Annotated in this window: 18 protein-coding genes; 13 read left to right on the forward strand and 5 right to left on the reverse strand. The window is 62.1% G+C overall.

Annotation, left to right across the window (positions count from 1 at the left end):
• Window positions 1–51: 51 nt before the first annotated feature.
• From AC0WR5_RS11590 to grxD, 8 genes are all read left to right on the forward strand, one after another.
• Window positions 52–969: a LysR family transcriptional regulator gene (locus AC0WR5_RS11590; RefSeq protein ID WP_475868990.1), complete on the forward strand. Its 918-nt coding sequence runs from the start codon at window positions 52–54 to the stop codon at window positions 967–969.
• Window positions 970–1,407: 438 nt separating this feature from the next.
• Window positions 1,408–2,013 (forward strand): hypothetical protein, encoded by a 606-nt coding sequence (locus tag AC0WR5_RS11595; protein ID WP_475863277.1) that lies wholly within the window; start codon window positions 1,408–1,410, stop codon window positions 2,011–2,013.
• Between the two features lie 431 nt (window positions 2,014–2,444).
• Complete coding sequence (locus AC0WR5_RS11600; RefSeq protein ID WP_475863279.1) at window positions 2,445–2,897, forward strand: hypothetical protein; 453 nt, start codon at window positions 2,445–2,447, stop codon at window positions 2,895–2,897.
• 264 nt (window positions 2,898–3,161) lie between these two features.
• Window positions 3,162–3,626, forward strand: coding sequence for a hypothetical protein (locus AC0WR5_RS11605; protein ID WP_475863281.1), 465 nt, complete (start codon window positions 3,162–3,164; stop codon window positions 3,624–3,626).
• A gap of 189 nt (window positions 3,627–3,815) precedes the next feature.
• Window positions 3,816–5,981, forward strand: coding sequence for a phosphoribosylformylglycinamidine synthase subunit PurL (gene purL, locus AC0WR5_RS11610; RefSeq protein ID WP_475863282.1), 2,166 nt, complete (start codon window positions 3,816–3,818; stop codon window positions 5,979–5,981).
• A gap of 221 nt (window positions 5,982–6,202) precedes the next feature.
• Window positions 6,203–6,436 (forward strand): BolA/IbaG family iron-sulfur metabolism protein, encoded by a 234-nt coding sequence (locus AC0WR5_RS11615; RefSeq protein WP_475863283.1) that lies wholly within the window; start codon window positions 6,203–6,205, stop codon window positions 6,434–6,436.
• Between the two features lie 3 nt (window positions 6,437–6,439).
• Entirely contained in the window at window positions 6,440–6,673 is a 234-nt protein-coding gene (locus tag AC0WR5_RS11620; protein ID WP_475863285.1) for a hypothetical protein, read from the forward strand.
• 68 nt (window positions 6,674–6,741) lie between these two features.
• On the forward strand, window positions 6,742–7,104 hold the full coding sequence (gene grxD / locus AC0WR5_RS11625; protein WP_475863287.1) for a Grx4 family monothiol glutaredoxin: 363 nt from the start codon (window positions 6,742–6,744) through the stop codon (window positions 7,102–7,104).
• A 10-nt stretch (window positions 7,105–7,114) separates the two neighbouring features.
• On the opposite strand, the gene AC0WR5_RS11630 is transcribed toward grxD, so the two are convergent.
• From AC0WR5_RS11630 to AC0WR5_RS11640, 3 genes are read right to left on the reverse strand one after another with little or no spacing between them, the layout of a single operon-like run.
• Window positions 7,115–7,474, reverse strand: a complete 360-nt coding sequence (locus tag AC0WR5_RS11630) for an MliC family protein (protein ID WP_475863288.1) — start codon at window positions 7,472–7,474, stop codon at window positions 7,115–7,117.
• Window positions 7,474–7,872 carry a cell division protein ZapA gene (locus AC0WR5_RS11635; RefSeq protein ID WP_475863289.1) on the reverse strand — a complete coding sequence of 133 codons (399 nt, stop codon included), beginning with the start codon at window positions 7,870–7,872 and terminating at the stop codon, window positions 7,474–7,476. The genes AC0WR5_RS11630 and AC0WR5_RS11635 overlap by 1 nt, the downstream gene beginning before the upstream one ends.
• A complete protein-coding gene (locus AC0WR5_RS11640) occupies window positions 7,872–8,408 on the reverse strand; it encodes a hypothetical protein (protein WP_475863290.1) in 537 nt (178 codons plus the stop codon). Before AC0WR5_RS11640 ends, AC0WR5_RS11635 begins: the two co-directional genes overlap by 1 nt.
• A gap of 370 nt (window positions 8,409–8,778) precedes the next feature.
• Here AC0WR5_RS11640 and tkt point away from each other — a divergent pair, with 370 nt between their 5' ends.
• Window positions 8,779–10,794, forward strand: coding sequence for a transketolase (gene tkt / locus AC0WR5_RS11645; protein WP_475863291.1), 2,016 nt, complete (start codon window positions 8,779–8,781; stop codon window positions 10,792–10,794).
• Window positions 10,795–10,867: 73 nt separating this feature from the next.
• Here tkt and AC0WR5_RS11650 read toward each other — a convergent pair whose 3' ends face one another.
• A complete protein-coding gene (locus AC0WR5_RS11650) occupies window positions 10,868–12,556 on the reverse strand; it encodes a tannase/feruloyl esterase family alpha/beta hydrolase (RefSeq protein WP_475863292.1) in 1,689 nt (562 codons plus the stop codon).
• A 399-nt stretch (window positions 12,557–12,955) separates the two neighbouring features.
• Between AC0WR5_RS11650 and gap (AC0WR5_RS11655) the strand changes: the two genes are divergently transcribed.
• The 4 genes from gap (AC0WR5_RS11655) (at window position 12,956) to AC0WR5_RS11670 (ending at window position 16,391) form a co-directional block, all read left to right on the forward strand.
• Entirely contained in the window at window positions 12,956–13,960 is a 1,005-nt protein-coding gene (gap, locus tag AC0WR5_RS11655; protein ID WP_475863294.1) for a type I glyceraldehyde-3-phosphate dehydrogenase, read from the forward strand.
• 164 nt (window positions 13,961–14,124) lie between these two features.
• On the forward strand, window positions 14,125–15,126 hold the full coding sequence (gap, locus tag AC0WR5_RS11660) for a type I glyceraldehyde-3-phosphate dehydrogenase (RefSeq protein ID WP_475863296.1): 1,002 nt from the start codon (window positions 14,125–14,127) through the stop codon (window positions 15,124–15,126).
• 141 nt (window positions 15,127–15,267) lie between these two features.
• Window positions 15,268–15,411, forward strand: coding sequence for a glyceraldehyde-3-phosphate dehydrogenase (locus tag AC0WR5_RS11665; protein WP_475863298.1), 144 nt, complete (start codon window positions 15,268–15,270; stop codon window positions 15,409–15,411).
• A gap of 17 nt (window positions 15,412–15,428) precedes the next feature.
• A complete protein-coding gene (locus AC0WR5_RS11670) occupies window positions 15,429–16,391 on the forward strand; it encodes an alpha/beta fold hydrolase (RefSeq protein WP_475863300.1) in 963 nt (320 codons plus the stop codon).
• Here AC0WR5_RS11670 and coaD read toward each other — a convergent pair.
• Window positions 16,386–16,886: a pantetheine-phosphate adenylyltransferase gene (coaD, locus tag AC0WR5_RS11675; protein ID WP_475863302.1), complete on the reverse strand. Its 501-nt coding sequence runs from the start codon at window positions 16,884–16,886 to the stop codon at window positions 16,386–16,388. The two genes, AC0WR5_RS11670 and coaD, sit on opposite strands and share 6 nt — an antisense overlap.
• Window positions 16,887–16,915 lie beyond the last annotated feature (29 nt).

The raw sequence follows: 16,915 nt of genomic DNA on the forward strand, positions 1-16,915 counted from the left end.
TGCGAACCTTTAGTTGCGTCATGGTCATCCAAAAGGTCACGAATGGGCAGTATGGACTGGGACAAGCTCAGAATATTTCACGCCGTCGCGGATGCGGGCAGCCTCACGCATGCGGGGGATGCCCTGCATCTTTCTCAGTCGGCCGTGTCACGCCAGATCCGCGGTCTTGAGGAGAGCCTCAACACGACGCTGTTTCACCGACACGCGCGTGGGTTGATTCTAACCGAACAGGGAGAGCTGCTCTTCGATGCCACCCGCGCGATGGCCAAGCGGCTCGATACCGCGACGGCCCGGATTCGCGACAGCGAGGAAGAGGTCTTCGGTGAATTGCGCGTGACCACGGCCGTGGGTTTCGGCACGCTCTGGCTGGCCCCCCGCCTGCCGAAACTCTACGATCGTTATCCCGATCTGAAGATCGACCTGATGCTCGAGGAACGCGTGCTCGACCTCCCCATGCGGGAGGCCGACGTGGCCGTCCGGATGAAGGAGCCGTCGCAGGCCGACCTGATCCGCAAGCGACTGATGTCGATCCGGATGCGCTGTTATGCCAGTGAAAACTACCTGGCCAAGCGCGGGCGGCCGGAGCGCCTGGAGGATCTCTCCGCGCATCGCGTCATCTGCCAGGCCCCCTCTGCCCCTCAGGTCTCGGCCGGCGCATCGCTGATCAATCGCCTGCTGTCCAACGACGTACAGTCGACACTGACGGTCAACAACTACTTCGGCGTGCTGCAGGGCGTGGTTCATGACCTGGGCATCGGCGTCCTGCCCGACTATCTGATCGAGGATTTCCCGAGTCTCGAGCGCATCTTCCCCGACATCGAGTCGGTCGAGGTGCCTGTTTTCCTCGCCTTCCCCGAAGAACTCCGCCATTCCAAGCGCGTCGCGGCCTTCCGCGATTTCGTGCAGGAGGAGATCATCGCGCACCGCCGCACCATGCGGGAACTGAGAGAGCGCGACGACGACATCTGAGCCCTCGGCGCCTTCACATGCGGGCCCGGCGACACCCTCGCCCGGGCCCGTTTTCCATCCGCGTACCGCGCGCGGGCACACGCGAATCGCGAGTGGTTCGCCCCACTGCGCAAGCGTCATGCACCATGCGCATGGCTGACTTGCTCAAACTGTCGAAATTAGGGGCTTGATCGTTTCAACTCCGGCGCATATTTCAGCGCTTGACGGTGATGCTGCACACCCGCGCATCATCTTCATACCTCCCTGTTGGACTTGGCCGGACCTTGTGTCCGGCCTTTTTTTTGGCTGGCCATTACGGCGCCCACTGCTCCCTTTGCCCAACGGGTGCCGTGCGCCCCTTCCCAAGCATTCTTCAGCGCCCCACCTGGCCTGACGCGCACGGCGCCCGATGATCTTTCCCGTCTGCCCCCGCCGTCTCAAACCAGGCAGCTTCAAATCATGCTGCAGATGCTCCCGCGCGCAATGCCGCCGAAAACTCCGCCCGACATGAATATTTTTCCGGAACCTTTCTTTGCACCGCCACGTTCAGTTTCCGAAGACAATGAGATGATGATGAAGGAGCAAGTTATGATTACTGCTAAGAAAATTCTGACCGGTGCCGCTGTTGCAGCTCTTATTCCGATGACCGCCTTCGCCAACACCGCCGCAATCACCGATATCGAGCAAAGCCCGCGCGAGCAGGCTGAGCAGCACTTCCAGGAGCCCAAGGTGAACATTTCCCTGGCACCTGACGAGATCCCCGTCGCCGAGGAGCAATTCGATGCCTTCCTCGCGGACGCCCAGCTGATTGACTCCCCCGTGAAGGGCAAGCTGGTCCTGAGTGAAGACCAGCAGGTGATCGGCGCGATCGAAAACGTCTATGAAAAGCCGAACGGCCAGCTGATGGCCAAGGTTGCCTTGGACCAGACGCTTGACACCAACGGTTCGGCCGCACTCGTGCCCGTCTCTACCGTTGATGAAGCCAACAACGTGGTGATGGACGGCGACTACGACGCGATCCGCAACACTTTCATCGCCAAAGATGGCTATGATCCCGAAAGCTGATCGCGCCTGACCGGCAAGACAGAACGCGAGTCACTGCAAGGGGTGCGGAGAAATCCGCACCCCTTTTCCGTGCACGAGTCTCTGTCACCAAGTGATTTCCACCCGTTTCGGCCGATCAGAATTGCCAAATCAATCCCGCGAAGAGAGAAAAATAACGCCCTTTGATTGCTTGGATATCATTTCCCTTCTCCTTAACAGGGCGCCTGAAGCTTCCCCGAACTCTCGATTCCCCCTGTTTTTCAGGCAAATCGCGCCCCCTTGTTACCCGGTCAAAGTTTTTCAAGAGCCCGCAAACTGTGCAAATTTGCGCTTAAGGCTGTTCACCTCTGGCTGTTTTCCTCTCTGCCGGCAGAGCCTAAATCTCCCTCAACGCTGCTGAACAAAACAGTTCACATCACCACAGTCGCAGCGACCAAATGGAGACTAAGACAATGAAAACCCTGAAAAACATCGCCGCCCTCGCAACCGCCGCCGCCATTCTCCCCCTGGCTGCCTTCGCGTCCGTTGACGACACCAACAATCCCTATGCCAACAACGCGAACGCGGCCATCACCTCGGCACCTGCCACCGCCGCAGAATTCGACAGCGCAACGCGTCAAACCCAGACCTTTGGCGGCGCAGCCCTGACGAACTCGTCTCTCGACGGCGCCCTGGTGCTCTCGCAGGACCGCCAGCTGGTCGGCTCCGTCGTGTCCGTCTTCGAAGACGCAAACGGCGACCTGGTGGCCTCCGTTGCCCCCTCCAGCCGCATCAACACCTCGGCGAACCGCACGCTCCTGCCCGTGGGCACCGTGAACGCCGATGGCAACGTCCAGCTGAAGGGTGATTTCGACGCCATCCGCGCCGACATCATCAGCGAGTACGGCTACGCACCGCAAGACTGATCCAAAAGACCGACTTCAACTCTCTTTCCCGGCCCGGGGGTGTCCCCCGGCCGGGAAACTTGCTTTTTTTTCATCCCCTTGGTTCGGCGCTCCACCGGTTTCGCCCGATGCGGGCCACAGCACGGCCAAGAAACTTCCATGTCATCGCGTAGGCCCTTTCGAACTGAACCGTTCAGATTGTCAGGGAGCAACAGAACGCACTCGCCCCCGATCTCGCCGGACAGGCGGGACAGGTCATGAGTGCCACACATGGAGACAACCCCAATGAGTATGACCCGCAAGATCGCAGCCCTCGCGGCTGCTGCTGCCCTTGTGCCCCTTGTCGCCGTCGCCTCGGTTGACGACACCAACAATCCCTACGCACGTCAGGGCAATGCCGCGCTTGCCAGCCGCCCGGACAGTTCCGTGCACCTGCGCCGCGCTGACCTCGATCCGCCTGCCATCGACGGCGCCTCCCTAGTGGCATCGCCCCTCGATGGTGCGCTGGTACTGTCCAAGGACATGCAGACCGTCGGCTCCATCCTATCCGTCCATGCCGGGCCGGACGGCCAGATGGTCGCCAACGTCGCGCTCTCCGACCGGATCCCGACCGCAGCCAACCGCGCCCGGATCCCGGTCGACGGACCTCTGTCGAGCGTTAACGGCGACGGCAACCTGCAGCTCAACGCGAGCTTTGAACAGGTGCGCGCCGCGATGATCAGCGAATACGGCTACGCCCCGGAGGATTGATCCGAGGTGTAATCACCAGGCCTGCGACTTTCGCACATATATATAGTGAGGGCGCGATAGCCGGTCGCGCCCTCCTGCTTTTTCAGCTTGCGTCGGGTCAGAGCGCACAGCATCAGCAAATTGTCATCTGCCCCTTCCCCATTGCCCGCCACTCGCGTAAATCGGGCGCAACCGTCAGAGGGGGCAAGCATGCAAGAACCGGCCATCACCGAAGAATTGATTGCCAGCCATGGGATCAAACCCGAGGAATACGCCGAAATCCTGAGGATCCTGAACCGGGAACCGACGTTCACCGAACTCGGCATCTTCTCGGCGATGTGGAACGAGCATTGTTCCTACAAGTCCTCCAAGAAATGGTTGCGAACCCTGCCGACCGAGGGCCCACAGGTCATCTGCGGCCCGGGCGAAAACGCCGGCGTCGTCGATATCGGCGATGGTCAGGCCGTGGTCTTCAAGATGGAGAGCCACAACCACCCCTCCTACATCGAGCCCTACCAGGGCGCGGCCACCGGCGTCGGCGGCATCCTGCGTGATGTCTTCACCATGGGCGCCCGGCCGATTGCCGCGATGAACTCGCTCTCCTTCGGCGATCCCTCCCTGCCCAAGACGCGCCAGCTCGTCCATGGCGTGGTCGAGGGGGTCGGCGGCTATGGCAACTGCTTCGGCGTGCCCACGGTCGGCGGCGAAGTTCGCTTCGATCCCGCCTACAATGGCAACTGCCTGGTCAACGCCTTTGCGGCGGGCCTGGCCGACGCCGACAAGATCTTCTATTCAGCCGCCTCGGGCGTCGGCATGCCAGTCGTCTACCTCGGTGCCAAGACAGGCCGCGACGGTGTAGGCGGGGCCACCATGGCCAGCGCCGAATTCGACGAGACCATCGAGGAGAAGCGCCCCACCGTTCAGGTCGGCGATCCCTTCACCGAGAAACGCCTGATGGAGGCCTGCCTCGAGCTGATGCAGACCGGCGCCGTGATCTCGATCCAGGACATGGGCGCCGCGGGCCTGACCTGCTCTGCCGTCGAGATGGGCGACAAGGGGGGGCTCGGCATCCGGTTGCGTCTCGATGACGTTCCGGTGCGCGAAGAGAACATGACCGCCTACGAGATGATGCTCTCGGAGAGCCAGGAGCGCATGCTCATGGTTCTCAACCCCGAACTCGAGGCCGAGGCCAAGGCCGTCTTCGACAAGTGGGACCTCGATTTCGCCATCGTCGGCGAAACCCTTGCCGAAGACCGCTTCATCATCGAGCACAAGGGCAAGGTCTGGGCCGACCTGGTGCTGTCGAAACTTTCCTCCAGTGCGCCGGAATACGACCGGCCCTGGCAGGAGGTCGAGGCGCCCGAGCCCCTGAGCGACGAGGACATCCCCTCCGTCGATCCCATCGACGGTCTCAAGGCGCTGATCTCCTCGCCGAACTATGCCTCAAAGCAGTGGGTGTATGACCAGTACGACTCGATGGTGATGGCCGACACCGCGCGCGGCCCCGGCCTCGGCGCCGGCATCCTGCGGGTGCACGGCACGAAGAAGGCGCTTTCCTTCACCTCCGACGTGACCCCGCGCTACGTCAAGGCGAACCCCTTCGAGGGCGGCAAGCAGGCCGTTGCAGAGGCCTATCGAAACCTCACCGCCACCGGCGCCCTGCCGCTTGCCACCACCGACAATCTGAACTTCGGCAACCCCGAAAAGCCCGAGATCATGGGCCAGTTCGTCGGCGCCATCAAGGGCATCGGGGCGGCAGTGGCGGCGCTCGACATGCCGATCGTCTCCGGCAACGTCTCCCTCTACAACGAGACCGACGGCTCGGCGATCCTGCCCACCCCCACCATCGGGGCGGTCGGGCTGATTGCCGACGCCGACCTGGCGATCACCGGCGTTGCGCGTGAAGGTCACGTGCTGCTGATGATCGGCACGCCCGGCACGCACCTGGGCCAATCTGCCCTGCTGGCCGAGGTATTCAACCGGACAGACGGTGATGCCCCCCAGGTCGACCTGGCCACCGAGAAGCTGCACGGTGATTTCATCCGTGACAATCTCGACGGGATCAAGGTCTGTACCGACATCTCCGATGGCGGCATGGCCCTCGCGGCCTTCGAGATGGCCGAGGCCGCCGGTGTCGGTGTCAGCATCGACACCGCGGACCAGCAGGAGCTCTTCGGCGAAGACCAGGCACGCTACCTCGTGGCCTGCAACTTCGACCAGGCCGAGGCGCTCATGGTCAACGCCGGCCGCGCCGGCGTGCCCCTGCACACCATCGGCAAGTTTCACGGCGACCAGGTCTCCTTCGGTGGGGTCTCTGCCCCGCTCGAGGAGCTTTCGGCGCTCTACAGGTCTGCCTTCGGCGCGGCCTTCGCCTGACCCCATCCGCCAGATCCCGGCGGGCCCCTCCCTTGAACGGGCCCGTCGCGACTCACCCGGATCGCCGCAATGCCGCGAAAATGCTGCACTGCAATACCGACGTGATACCGACGCGATACCGACACTAAACCGCATCGCGGTTTTTGGCTCTGCGCGCCCTGCACTTGCGGGACATGCACGCAGGGCTTACATTTTCCACAACGACAAGAACGGAGACACGAATGGCGATTCAGGCCTCGGATATCGAAGCTCTCATCCGCGAATCCTTCCCCCAGGCTCAGATCAACGTCGAAGGGGATGACGGCCAGCATTTCTCGGCCATGGTGGTCGACGAAAGCTTCCGCGGCATGAACCGCGTGCAGCAACAGCGCGCAGTCTACGCCGCGCTCAAGGGCAAGATGGATGGCGCTCAGGGCGAGCTCCATGCCCTCGCCCTGACGACACGGGCCCCCTGAGCCATGGAGCTGCGATACTGGATCCTCCTGCCCCTTGCAGTGATCGGTATCGTGGTTGCCATTGACCTGTGGCGGGTGCGCGGCAAGCACCGAAGCCTGTCACGGATGATGGGTGCCGATGACGACGAGGTCCGGCGCCGCGCCGGGCTGCCCCTGCCGGATCCGAACGGAGGGCCCTTTGCCAGGCCCGGGGTGAAAGAGAAAAAAGATCAAACGCTTGGCACCGGGAAACGGTGACAAAGCTCCCAGGAGCGCGACGAGCAGCCAAGGCAAATGTCGCCTCTCAGAAAGGACGGAGAAGCAAGATGACGGACGCAAAGACGCGTATCGACGAAACCGTGAAAGCCAATGACGTCGTGCTTTACATGAAGGGCACCAAGGAGATGCCGCAGTGCGGGTTCTCCAGCCGTGTTGCCGGCGTACTGAACTACATGGGCGTGAGCTACACCGACGTGAACGTGCTGGCCGATGCCGACATCCGCCAGGGCATCAAGGATTACTCGGACTGGCCCACCATCCCCCAGCTCTACGTCAAGGGCGAGTTCGTCGGCGGCTGCGACATCATCACCGAGATGACCCTGTCGGGCGAACTCGATACGCTGTTCGAAGAAAACGGCGTCGCTTACGACAAGGACGCCGCTGAAAAGATCCGGGCCGCAAACGCCTGATACGAAACGGTTACTCTGCTGTCGCGCAATCGGACAGCAGGGTGACCGCCTCTTCCGTATCGGCATGATGCCAGCTCAGCGTGGCCTCGTTGCCCTTGGTCCACCAGATATACCCTGTCTGGTCGTCCGGCGCCGCGTAGCGAGAGCCGGAACCCGACGGCGCCATGGGCAGCGTCACCTGTTTGCCCTCGACGTTCAACACCGCAAGCTTCGGCGTACTGCTGTTGATATAGGTAACGGGAATCTCAACGCCACGCTCGCAGCTGTAGTCCGCTTCGATCACGTCGTCGGCAGCCATGGCGGCCTGCCCCAGAAATGCTGTGCAAGTCATTGCCAGAAAGAGTGATTTCTTCACGTCTCCGCCTTTCATCAATTGGCTTCAGCTTTTTCCTCGACCTGCGCCGCAAGAGCCTCTGCGCGCGCAGCGAGTTCCGCCAGTGTCTCAGAAACGCTCTGCGGCACAACAGGCACTTCGATCCGCTCTGGTTCCGGCGCCGGAGCGTTGCGCAAATCCTCCAGTTGTGCCTGCAGGCTCTCGATCTCCTGCTCCAGCGCAGCCAGCTTGCTCTCGGCATTGCTCGTCCGATCTGCCAGGAGCAGGCCGGCAAGCAGCAGCATCCGGTCGGCCGGCAAGCGCCCCGCCTGCTCGACCAGCGGGCCAGCCTCTTGGTCCAGCATTCCCGCGGCCTTCTCCAGGAACGGCTCCTCGCCCTCTTGGCATGCCACGTCGAAATGGCGACCGCCGATCATGACTTTCACTTCGGGCATCAGTTTTCCTCCGTGGCATCAACGCCGTCTTCATCGACCAGCGGCGTCAGGGCAGACAGGATCGCATCGGCCTGGGCCTTGGCGCCGGCCTGATCGGCCCGCAGCGCTTCCAGTTCCGCCGCGATGCCAGCCTCGACAAGCGCACCAGAGGCCTCGTGGGCCTCGCGCAGGGCCGCGTTATTCTCGCGCAAAGCTTCATTTACGGCACGCAAGCGGCTGATTTCGCTTTCCATTCCAGCCATCGCCGTCAGCGCTTGCGCCAATTCGGCGCCACTGACCGATGCGGGCTCTTCGGGCGCCTGGCTCCGTGCATCGGCCAGTTCCGCCTCGAGGGTTTCCTGCCGTGCGTGCAACACACGGATCCTCTCTTCGAGCTGCGCGGTCAGCACCTTCTCGTCGTCTAGAGCCTGCTTCAGATCATCGCTGCTTTCGCCTGCCGTGGTCGCCGGAGCTCGCTTTTCAAGCTCCTCGAGCCCGGTGCCAATGCGCGCCATCGCGGTCAGGATCCGCCCCTGCAACTCTTCGAGATTACTCATCTGCCCTCATCAAACTGCCTTTTCTTGCCCGGCGCGCAGGCCGGCACCGGAATGCGCCCGGCCGTTCTCTTGCAACAGACATACTCCGGGCACCTGCCGGCTGCATCCAGTTTCCTACGGACGCAACGATTTCGGCAAGGACAGGCATGCGAACGACCACTTTCACTTCACCCGCCACCCCTTTGTCATTGCATACGAATCAGCAGCCTAGGGCGCGTTGGGGAGAGTTTAGCGAATGGATCCCGCTTTCCCAAATGGCCAGCGTTTTCCGGCCCAATCGCCCTGATATGCTTGCCTTTCGCGCCTCGGCTGGTAAGAGCGCGCTAACATACCGTTACATCTTCCCGACCCAGGACAGAGGACAGATCACGTGGATATCGACGCGCTGCGCACCGCCCATCCGGAACATTGGTCCAAGGCATCGGCCATTCGCGCACTGACGCTGGATGCCGTCGCCGCGGCCAACTCCGGCCATTCCGGCATGCCCATGGGCATGGCCGACGTGGCCACGGTGCTTTTCGAGAAACATCTGAAGTTCGACGCCAGCCAGCCCACCTGGCCCGACCGCGACCGCTTCATCCTCTCCGCCGGCCACGGCTCCATGCTGCTTTATTCGCTGCTCCACCTGACCGGCTACGAGGAATTCCCGATCGAGGAAATCCGCAACTTCCGCCAATGGGGCGCCAAGACTGCCGGCCACCCGGAGAACTTCCTCGCACAGGCGATCGAGACCACCACCGGCCCGCTCGGCCAGGGCATCGCCAATGCCGTCGGTTTCGCCATGGCAGAAGAGATGCTGCGTGCCCAGTTCAGCAAGAAGGTCGTGGATCACCACACCTATGTCATCGCGGGCGACGGCTGTCTGATGGAAGGCGTCAGCCAGGAGGCGATCACCCTCGCCGGCCGGCACGCCCTGTCGAAGCTGATCGTCTTCTGGGACAACAACAACATCACCATCGACGGCAAGGTCGAACTGTCCGACAAGACCGACCAGGTGATGCGCTTCAAGTCCGCCGGCTGGCACGTCCAGGAAATCGACGGGCATGACCCAGTGGCCATCGATGCCGCCATTGCCGCCGCGAAATCGGCCGGCAAGCCCTCGATGATCGCCTGCAAGACCCATATTGCCCTCGGCTCCTCTGCCCAGGACACCTCCAAGGGGCACGGCGCACTGACCGACGCCAAGCTGATCATGGACGCCAAGGCCGCCTATGGCTGGACCGCCGCGCCCTTCGAGATCCCTGCAGACGTGAAGTCCGCCTGGGAAGAGATCGGCCGCCGCGGTGCCGCTGATCGCTTTGCCTGGGAAGAGCGTTTTGCCGCTCTCTCCGATCGCCGCCAGGCCGATTTCACCCGTCGCATAGACGGTGACGTGCCGAACAAGCTCTCCGGAGTCGTGCGTGCCCTCAAGAAGCAAGTCTCCGAGAGCCAACCGAAGGTCGCCACCCGCAAGGCCTCTGAAATGGCGCTTGAAGTCATCAACCCGGTGCTGCCGGAAACCGTCGGTGGCTCGGCCGACCTGACCGGCTCCAACAACACCCGCACCCCGGATCTGGGGATCTTCGACACCGACAACCGCAAGGGGCGCTTCGTGCACTGGGGCATCCGCGAGCACGGCATGGCCGCCGCGATGAACGGCATGGCCCTGCACGGCGGCATCAAGCCCTACTCCGGCACCTTCATGTGCTTTACCGATTATGCCCGCCCTGCCATGCGCCTCTCCGCGCTGATGCGCGTCTCGGCCGTCTACGTGATGACGCACGATTCCATCGGCCTTGGCGAGGACGGCCCGACGCACCAGCCGGTGGAACACCTGGCCATGCTGCGCGCGACGCCCAACATGCTGGTCTTCCGCCCCGCGGACGTGGTGGAAACCGCCGAAGCCTGGGAAATCGCGTTCAGCCAGAAGGGCACCCCCTCGGTGCTGTCGCTGACCCGCCAGAACCTTCCCACCGTACGGACCGAGCACAAGAACAAAAACCTCACCGCCCAGGGCGCATATGTGCTGGCCGAGGCCGAGGGCAAGCGCCAGGCCATCCTCCTGGCCACTGGTTCCGAGGTCGAGATCGCGCTGGACGCCAAGAAGCTGCTCGAGGCCGAGGGCATCGGCACCCGCGTGGTCTCCATGCCTTGCTGGGAACTCTTCGAGGCCCAGGAAGAGAACATCCGCAAGCGTGTTCTGCCCGCCGGCCCCGTACGCGTCGCCATCGAGGCTGGCGTGCGCCAGGGTTGGGACAAGTGGCTGCTGGGTGAACGCGGCCGCGAGGCCAAGGCCGGTTTCGTCGGCATGGAGGGCTTTGGTGCCTCCGCACCGGCGGAAACCCTCTACGAGAAATTCGGCATCACGGCCGAGGCCGTGGCGGAGAAGGTCAAATCCCTGCTCTGATCTCGTCTAAGCACCTGTAGTCGGAGAGGCCGGGCGGTGCGCCCGGCCTTTTTGTTTTCAACGGATCACGGCATCACTGGGTCGGCAAACCACTGGCAAGCAGGCCGGAGGCCACGCCGATACTGCCCATCGTCAGCATGTCGTCACCGCCCTCACAGGCCCAGTTGCCGGCATCGTTCACATCACCTTCTCCGGAATAGCTAGCCTTGGCGGGATAGGGGCAAAGCGGCATCGAACGGGTCACGTCACCGGTCTCATCCAGCTTGACCGCATCCAGGCTCGCGGGCGCCTGCCCTCTTTCGACCCAGGCTTCCAACGCCGCAAGAGTATCAAAGGTGTCGGGTCCGATCCCGCCGCCGCAATGGCCCATCTCCGGCACCATGAACAAGCGGCTCTCGCCCGCAAGCGCCTCAAAGCCGCCGCGGCTGTCGGCCAGGTCGTCGTAGTAGCGCACGGTTCGGAAAGGGCTCAGCGCGTGATCACCCATACCATGATAAAGGATCATCTTCTTTCCGGCATCGAGAAAGGGCTGCATGGCCGCAATGTCGGACCCATTGCCGGGATTGGTCTTCTCGACAAAGAACGCCACCTTGTCGCGAGGCACGATGCCGCTCGCCGTCACTCCGAAATCGCGCACGTCGTAGCCAGGATCATGCATCACCATCCCTTGGATGATGTGATCCGAGAACGCCCATTCGAGTGGCGCCGGACTGTAGCCGCCGTTACCCCAGGGTTCCGCAGCAGTGACGTCTGCAGGCGCCTCCTTGCCACCCATGAAGAGGGCAAAGCCACCATCGAGGAGCACCGGCGAATACCCCGGGAAAGCCAGCTGTCCTTCATCGGTGTAAAGCGCGGTATAGTAGGCCCGAAGACTGCGCGCCTGGTCCACTGTCAGGCAATCGTCGGCCTCGGCCCCATCGCAAATCAGGCTCTCCGGCTCGAAGGAACAGGCGGCCGGCATCTGGATCATCCCGTCCTCGACCCCATCCACGCCGTCGCAGGCCGCCATGACAGCGGCATTCAGAGCCGGCAACTTGGCCGCCGGTATATGCGCCGTTGGCGAAGAGAGCTGAGCCACTCGAAAATGCTGGATCTGCAACATGGAGGAGATGTCCATGAAGGGCGCGCCGGAGATCACGCCGTCGAAATCATCGGGAAATTGCGTGGCAGCCACCTGCGCCATACGCCCCCCTGTCGAACAGCCCGAAAGATAGGAATAGCCCGGTGCTTCGCCATAGACGGCCGCAGCAAGGGCCTTGCCGGTCTCCGCCACGATGTGGCTTGCACGGAAGTAGTAGTCGGCCAGTGCCGCTTCGTTGGGGCTGCCATCGCCATTGGTCGCGAAACTGGCATCGAGGATGTTGCCGCCGCCATGCCCCAGATCGGTCATCGCGGTTACATAGCCATCGGCCTCGGCATGGGCGATATCCGCCTTGTTGGCCGACGCGCCCACCTTTCCCGCCAGCCCCCCGTTGCCGATCATCAGAAACTTGCCGTTCCAACTTTCCGGCAGGCGGTAGGAAAAGCCCGCCCTGCCATCCGGAGCCCCATAGCCACTCGTCACGACCTCGCCTTCCGCAATGCAGGCAGGCGGTCCCTCGACTGTCGGCGTGGCCGCCGAAAAACTGATCCCGGGAAGATCGAGCGCGGCCAGCGCCTCGACCGAACACTCCAGAGCCCACGCCGGCTGCGCCATCAACACCAGGGCTGCACCTGTCAGCACTGGCCATCGCATGGCTCTTGCAAGGTTGTCTTTTGACATCTGTCTCTCCTGTTGATTGGTCCCTTTCGGCATGGAGGGCCACGCGAAGGCCCCTGGTGCGAGAGGGACACCACCATCCTGCTGACCGATTATGTACGTGCACGTATTTCTATCACTCCGCAGCCATCTTTTCGGCGGACAAGATCAAATGAGCACCAACAATCGCATGTGCTGCGCATCTTTTATCCGCTGTCGTAAACGAATCTCTTGCGGGCGCTGTCGCCCAAGGTTCTACGGCCGCCGCCGGTGTTAGCGCGAACCTCCAGATTGGTTAGCGCAACCATGAGCACGAAAGACATGTTTCCGCTAACATATTGTCTTGAAATGGAATTTTTACTTACTCCCGTTAACTACCCCGGCTATAGACGAGCCGAAGTTGTTTTGCAGGAGACACGAGAGATGACGATCACTCTGGCCATCAACGGCTTTGGACGGATCGGGCGTTGCACCCTCGCCCATATCGCCGAAAGCGCCCGCAACGACGTTCAGGTCGTCCGGATCAATGCGACCGGCCCCATCGAAACCAATGCCCACCTGCTGAAATACGACAGCGTCCACGGACGTTTCGGCGGCGAGGTCAAGGTGGCCGGAAACACGCTGGATATCGGCCGCGGCCCGATGGAAGTCTTCTCGACCTACGATCCCTCCGAGCTGGACTGGGACGGCATTGATGTCGTTCTGGAATGCACCGGCAAGTTCAACGACGGCGAAAAGGCCAAGATCCACAAGGAACGAGGCGCAAAATCGGTGCTGATTTCCGCTCCTGCAAAGAACGTGGAAAAAACCATCGTCTTCGGCGTGAACCATCGTGACCTCGTCGAGGGCGACACGATGATCTCGAACGGCTCCTGCACGACCAACTGTCTTGCCCCACTGGCCAAGGTGCTGAACGATGCCATCGGCATCGAGAGCGGCATCATGACCACGATCCACTCCTATACCGGCGACCAGCCCACGCTCGACCGTCGCCATGGCGACCTCTACCGCGCCCGCGCCGCCGCCATGAGCCAGGTGCCCACCTCCACCGGCGCCGCCAAGGCCATCGGCCTGGTGCTGCCCGAACTTGCCGGAAAGCTCGACGGCTCCGCGATCCGCGTGCCAACGCCCAACGTCTCGGCCGTGGACCTGACTTTCATTGCCTCCAAGGATGTCACCGTTGACGACGTAAACGAAGTCGTCCGCGAGGCTGCTGCGGGTCACATGGGCCATGTGCTCGGCTATGACCCCGAGCCGAAGGTTTCCATCGACTTTTGCCACACCGAGCAGAGCTCGATCTTCGCCCCCGATCAGACCAAGGTCACCGGTGGCCGCCTGGTACGGGTTCTGGCGTGGTACGACAACGAATGGGGCTTCTCCTGCCGTATGGCGGATGTCGCTGCAGCGCTGGGTCATCTGCAGAACTGACCCCGAACAATATGCCCATTCGAAGCCCCGCCGGACCGGACCCGCGGGGCTTCTTGCCTTTTCAGCCCCCCTCTTGACGTTTGAACGCAATGAGTAGATTTTCGAGTCAAACTTGTTAGCGCTAACCGATTTATGGCCCCGAAATACGGGGGAAAGGACGATCCATGGCTATTACAGTTGCGATCAACGGTTTCGGACGCATTGGACGGAACGTGCTGCGCGCCATTGCGGAAAGCGGCCGTGACGACATCGAAGTCGTTGCCGTCAACGACCTGACCCCGGTCGAGACGAACGCCCACCTCTTCCGCTATGACAGCGTCCACGGTCGCTTCGGCGGCGAGGTAACCACTGGCGAAGACTGGATGGATGTCGGCAGCGGCCGGATCAAGGTAACGGCGATCCGCGACCCCGAAGAGCTTCCCTGGCAGGGCGTTGACGTCGCGCTCGAATGCACGGGTTTCTTTACCAAGCGCGAAACCGCCGCGCGACACCTTGCCAACGGCTCGGCCCGCGTGCTCGTATCTGCCCCCTGCTCCGGCGCCGACCGCACCGCCGTCTTCGGCGTCAACCATGACCAGCTGACAAGCGAAGACATCGTTGTCTCCAACGGGTCCTGCACCACCAACTGCCTCGCTCCGGTGGCAAAAGTCCTGAATGATACAGTGGGTATCAAGCACGGCTTCATGACGACGATCCACTCCTACACCGGTGACCAGCCCACGCTCGACCGTGGTCACAAGGATCTCTACCGCGCCCGCGCTGCAGCGATGTCGATGATCCCGACCTCCACGGGCGCTGCGAAAGCAGTGGGCCTCGTCCTGCCCGAACTGGCCGGCAAGCTCGACGGGGTGGCGATCCGTGTGCCTACGCCGAACGTTTCGGCCGTGGATCTGACCTTCACCGCGGAACGCGCGACCAGCATCGAAGAGATCAACGAAGCCGTCTCTGCCGCAGCCGCAGGACAGTTGAAGGGCATCCTGGGCGTGACAGCCGACAAGCTCGTTTCTATCGACCTGAACCATGACGCACATTCCTCCACCATGGCCCTGGATCAGACAAAGGTCATGGACGGCACCATGGTGCGGATCCTGTCGTGGTACGATAACGAATGGGGCTTCTCGAACCGGATGGCCGATATGGCCGTAAAGGTCGGCAGCCTGATCTGATCCCGCCGCGACACGCGATCTTGTAACACCCCGCCGATAGAATTCGGCGGGGTGTTTGCGTTTTGCGCACAACGCTGAAAACTTGCGTGGCAAGGTTGCCTCGGGCATAGCCAGAGGAGCTGCATTCAAGGAGAGACAGGCTTGACCAACAAGATCGCGATTGTCCTGGCGCTCGTCATCGTGTCTCTTATCGTCTTGGACATGGTGGTTCGGAGTGGCGAAGAACTCTTGTATGTCCTTCGCAAGGGCGACGAATTTATCGAATGGCTCGCCTTCTGGCGCTGACACTGAGGGGATATCCGATGACGTTTCTGCTCGTTCTGCTTGGCCTTGTCGTTTTGATCGCAGCGGGACTTGTCGCGTATACTTGGCACTGGAAACGCAAGGCGGAACGGCTGGTCCCGCCGCGCGGCAAGTTCGCCCATATCTCGACAGGCAAGCTGCATTACGTTGAGCGCGGCGAAGGCCCCGACGTGCTGCTGATCCACGGACTGGGGGGACAGCTTGGCAACTTTGATTGCGGCGTCATCGACGAACTGGCCAAGTCCTACCATGTGATAGCAATTGATCGACCGGGTATGGGCTATTCGGAAAGGCCCGACGGCGCGCCCACATCACCGACTGATCAGGCGCACCTGATGTACGAGATCATCGATGCTTTGGGCCTCGTACAGCCGCTGGTCGTAGGGCATTCACTTGGAGGCGCCATTTCGATGGCGATGGCCGTTCTTGATCAAAACCGCCTCAGGGGGCTTGCCCTTCTCGCTCCGCTTACCTTGCCCGTTGGCGCATCTGCCGAAGCCTTCAACAACCTTGCGATCAGCAACGACCTCTTGCGGCACGTGATCTCCTGGACAGTGGCGACGCCCGGTTCCATCCGCAGTACCGAAACGGTTCTCGATCAGATCTACGGCCCCGAGGCTCCTCCCGCAGAAGCTGCGATCCAAGGCGGCGCGCTGCTCGGGCTGCGGCCGGGCCATTTTTACAATACGAGCCGGGATTACCTCGGTTCCGGTCGAGGCCTCCGCAAGATGAGCGCCCGTTACGCCGATCTCACACTGCCGGTCAGACTGCTCTACGGGGATCAAGACCGCACGCTGGACTATCGGCTGCATGGCGTGGATTTGGTCGATCGCTTTCCGCAATTCCATTTGCAGGTTATCGAGGGCGCAGGCCACATGTTGCCTGTCACCCGTCCCATGGCCTGTGCAGAGTTCATCCGGTCGGCTGATCCGCTGACCAGCGGAGCACATGCCGTCTCATGATCCGATGCCGAGTTTTGCCTTGAGCCGGGCGTTGACATCCGGCGTCACGAATTTCGAGACGTCCCCCTCGAGCCTGCAGATTTCCTTGACCAGCTTTGACGCGATCGCCTGATGCTGCGCGTCCGCCATCAGGAAGACGGTCTCGACCCGGTTGTCCAGCGCGCGGTTCATGCCAACCATCTGAAATTCGTATTCGAAATCGGCAACGGCGCGCAGGCCCCGCACGATGATCCGGGCCCCCACATCATGGGCGCAGTGGATCAGCAGGTTTTCGAAGGGATGCGCCACGATCTCGGTCTCGGTTTCCTCCGACAGGTGCGTGCACTCTGCCTCGATCATTTCGACCCGCTCCTCGAGCGAAAACAGGGGCCCCTTGTCACGGTTTATCGCAACCCCAATTACAAGACGATCCACCAGTGGAGCCGCCCTTCGTATGATGTCGATATGGCCCAGGGTGATGGGGTCGAAGGTTCCGGGATAAAGTCCGATGCGCATTGGGGCTCTCCGCGGTTGGCACTCAGGGC

The organism is Pseudooceanicola sp. DL12, from assembly GCF_056270665.1.

What these genes read in the sequence shown, in the direction of transcription:
- AC0WR5_RS11590 (WP_475868990.1), top strand. Translation starts at nt 52, where the DNA reads ATGGACTGGGACAAGCTCAGAATATTTCACGCCGTCGCGGATGCGGGC.
- AC0WR5_RS11630 (WP_475863288.1), bottom strand. Translation starts at nt 7,474, where the DNA reads ATGAAAGGCGGAGACGTGAAGAAATCACTCTTTCTGGCAATGACTTGC.
- purL (WP_475863282.1), top strand. Translation starts at nt 3,816, where the DNA reads ATGCAAGAACCGGCCATCACCGAAGAATTGATTGCCAGCCATGGGATC.
- AC0WR5_RS11620 (WP_475863285.1), top strand. Translation starts at nt 6,440, where the DNA reads ATGGAGCTGCGATACTGGATCCTCCTGCCCCTTGCAGTGATCGGTATC.
- coaD (WP_475863302.1), bottom strand. Translation starts at nt 16,886, where the DNA reads ATGCGCATCGGACTTTATCCCGGAACCTTCGACCCCATCACCCTGGGC.
- AC0WR5_RS11670 (WP_475863300.1), top strand. Translation starts at nt 15,429, where the DNA reads ATGACGTTTCTGCTCGTTCTGCTTGGCCTTGTCGTTTTGATCGCAGCG.
- grxD (WP_475863287.1), top strand. Translation starts at nt 6,742, where the DNA reads ATGACGGACGCAAAGACGCGTATCGACGAAACCGTGAAAGCCAATGAC.
- AC0WR5_RS11615 (WP_475863283.1), top strand. Translation starts at nt 6,203, where the DNA reads ATGGCGATTCAGGCCTCGGATATCGAAGCTCTCATCCGCGAATCCTTC.
- AC0WR5_RS11605 (WP_475863281.1), top strand. Translation starts at nt 3,162, where the DNA reads ATGAGTATGACCCGCAAGATCGCAGCCCTCGCGGCTGCTGCTGCCCTT.
- AC0WR5_RS11595 (WP_475863277.1), top strand. Translation starts at nt 1,408, where the DNA reads ATGCTGCAGATGCTCCCGCGCGCAATGCCGCCGAAAACTCCGCCCGAC.
- AC0WR5_RS11640 (WP_475863290.1), bottom strand. Translation starts at nt 8,408, where the DNA reads ATGAGTAATCTCGAAGAGTTGCAGGGGCGGATCCTGACCGCGATGGCG.
- gap (WP_475863296.1), top strand. Translation starts at nt 14,125, where the DNA reads ATGGCTATTACAGTTGCGATCAACGGTTTCGGACGCATTGGACGGAAC.
- AC0WR5_RS11635 (WP_475863289.1), bottom strand. Translation starts at nt 7,872, where the DNA reads ATGCCCGAAGTGAAAGTCATGATCGGCGGTCGCCATTTCGACGTGGCA.
- gap (WP_475863294.1), top strand. Translation starts at nt 12,956, where the DNA reads ATGACGATCACTCTGGCCATCAACGGCTTTGGACGGATCGGGCGTTGC.
- AC0WR5_RS11650 (WP_475863292.1), bottom strand. Translation starts at nt 12,556, where the DNA reads ATGTCAAAAGACAACCTTGCAAGAGCCATGCGATGGCCAGTGCTGACA.
- AC0WR5_RS11600 (WP_475863279.1), top strand. Translation starts at nt 2,445, where the DNA reads ATGAAAACCCTGAAAAACATCGCCGCCCTCGCAACCGCCGCCGCCATT.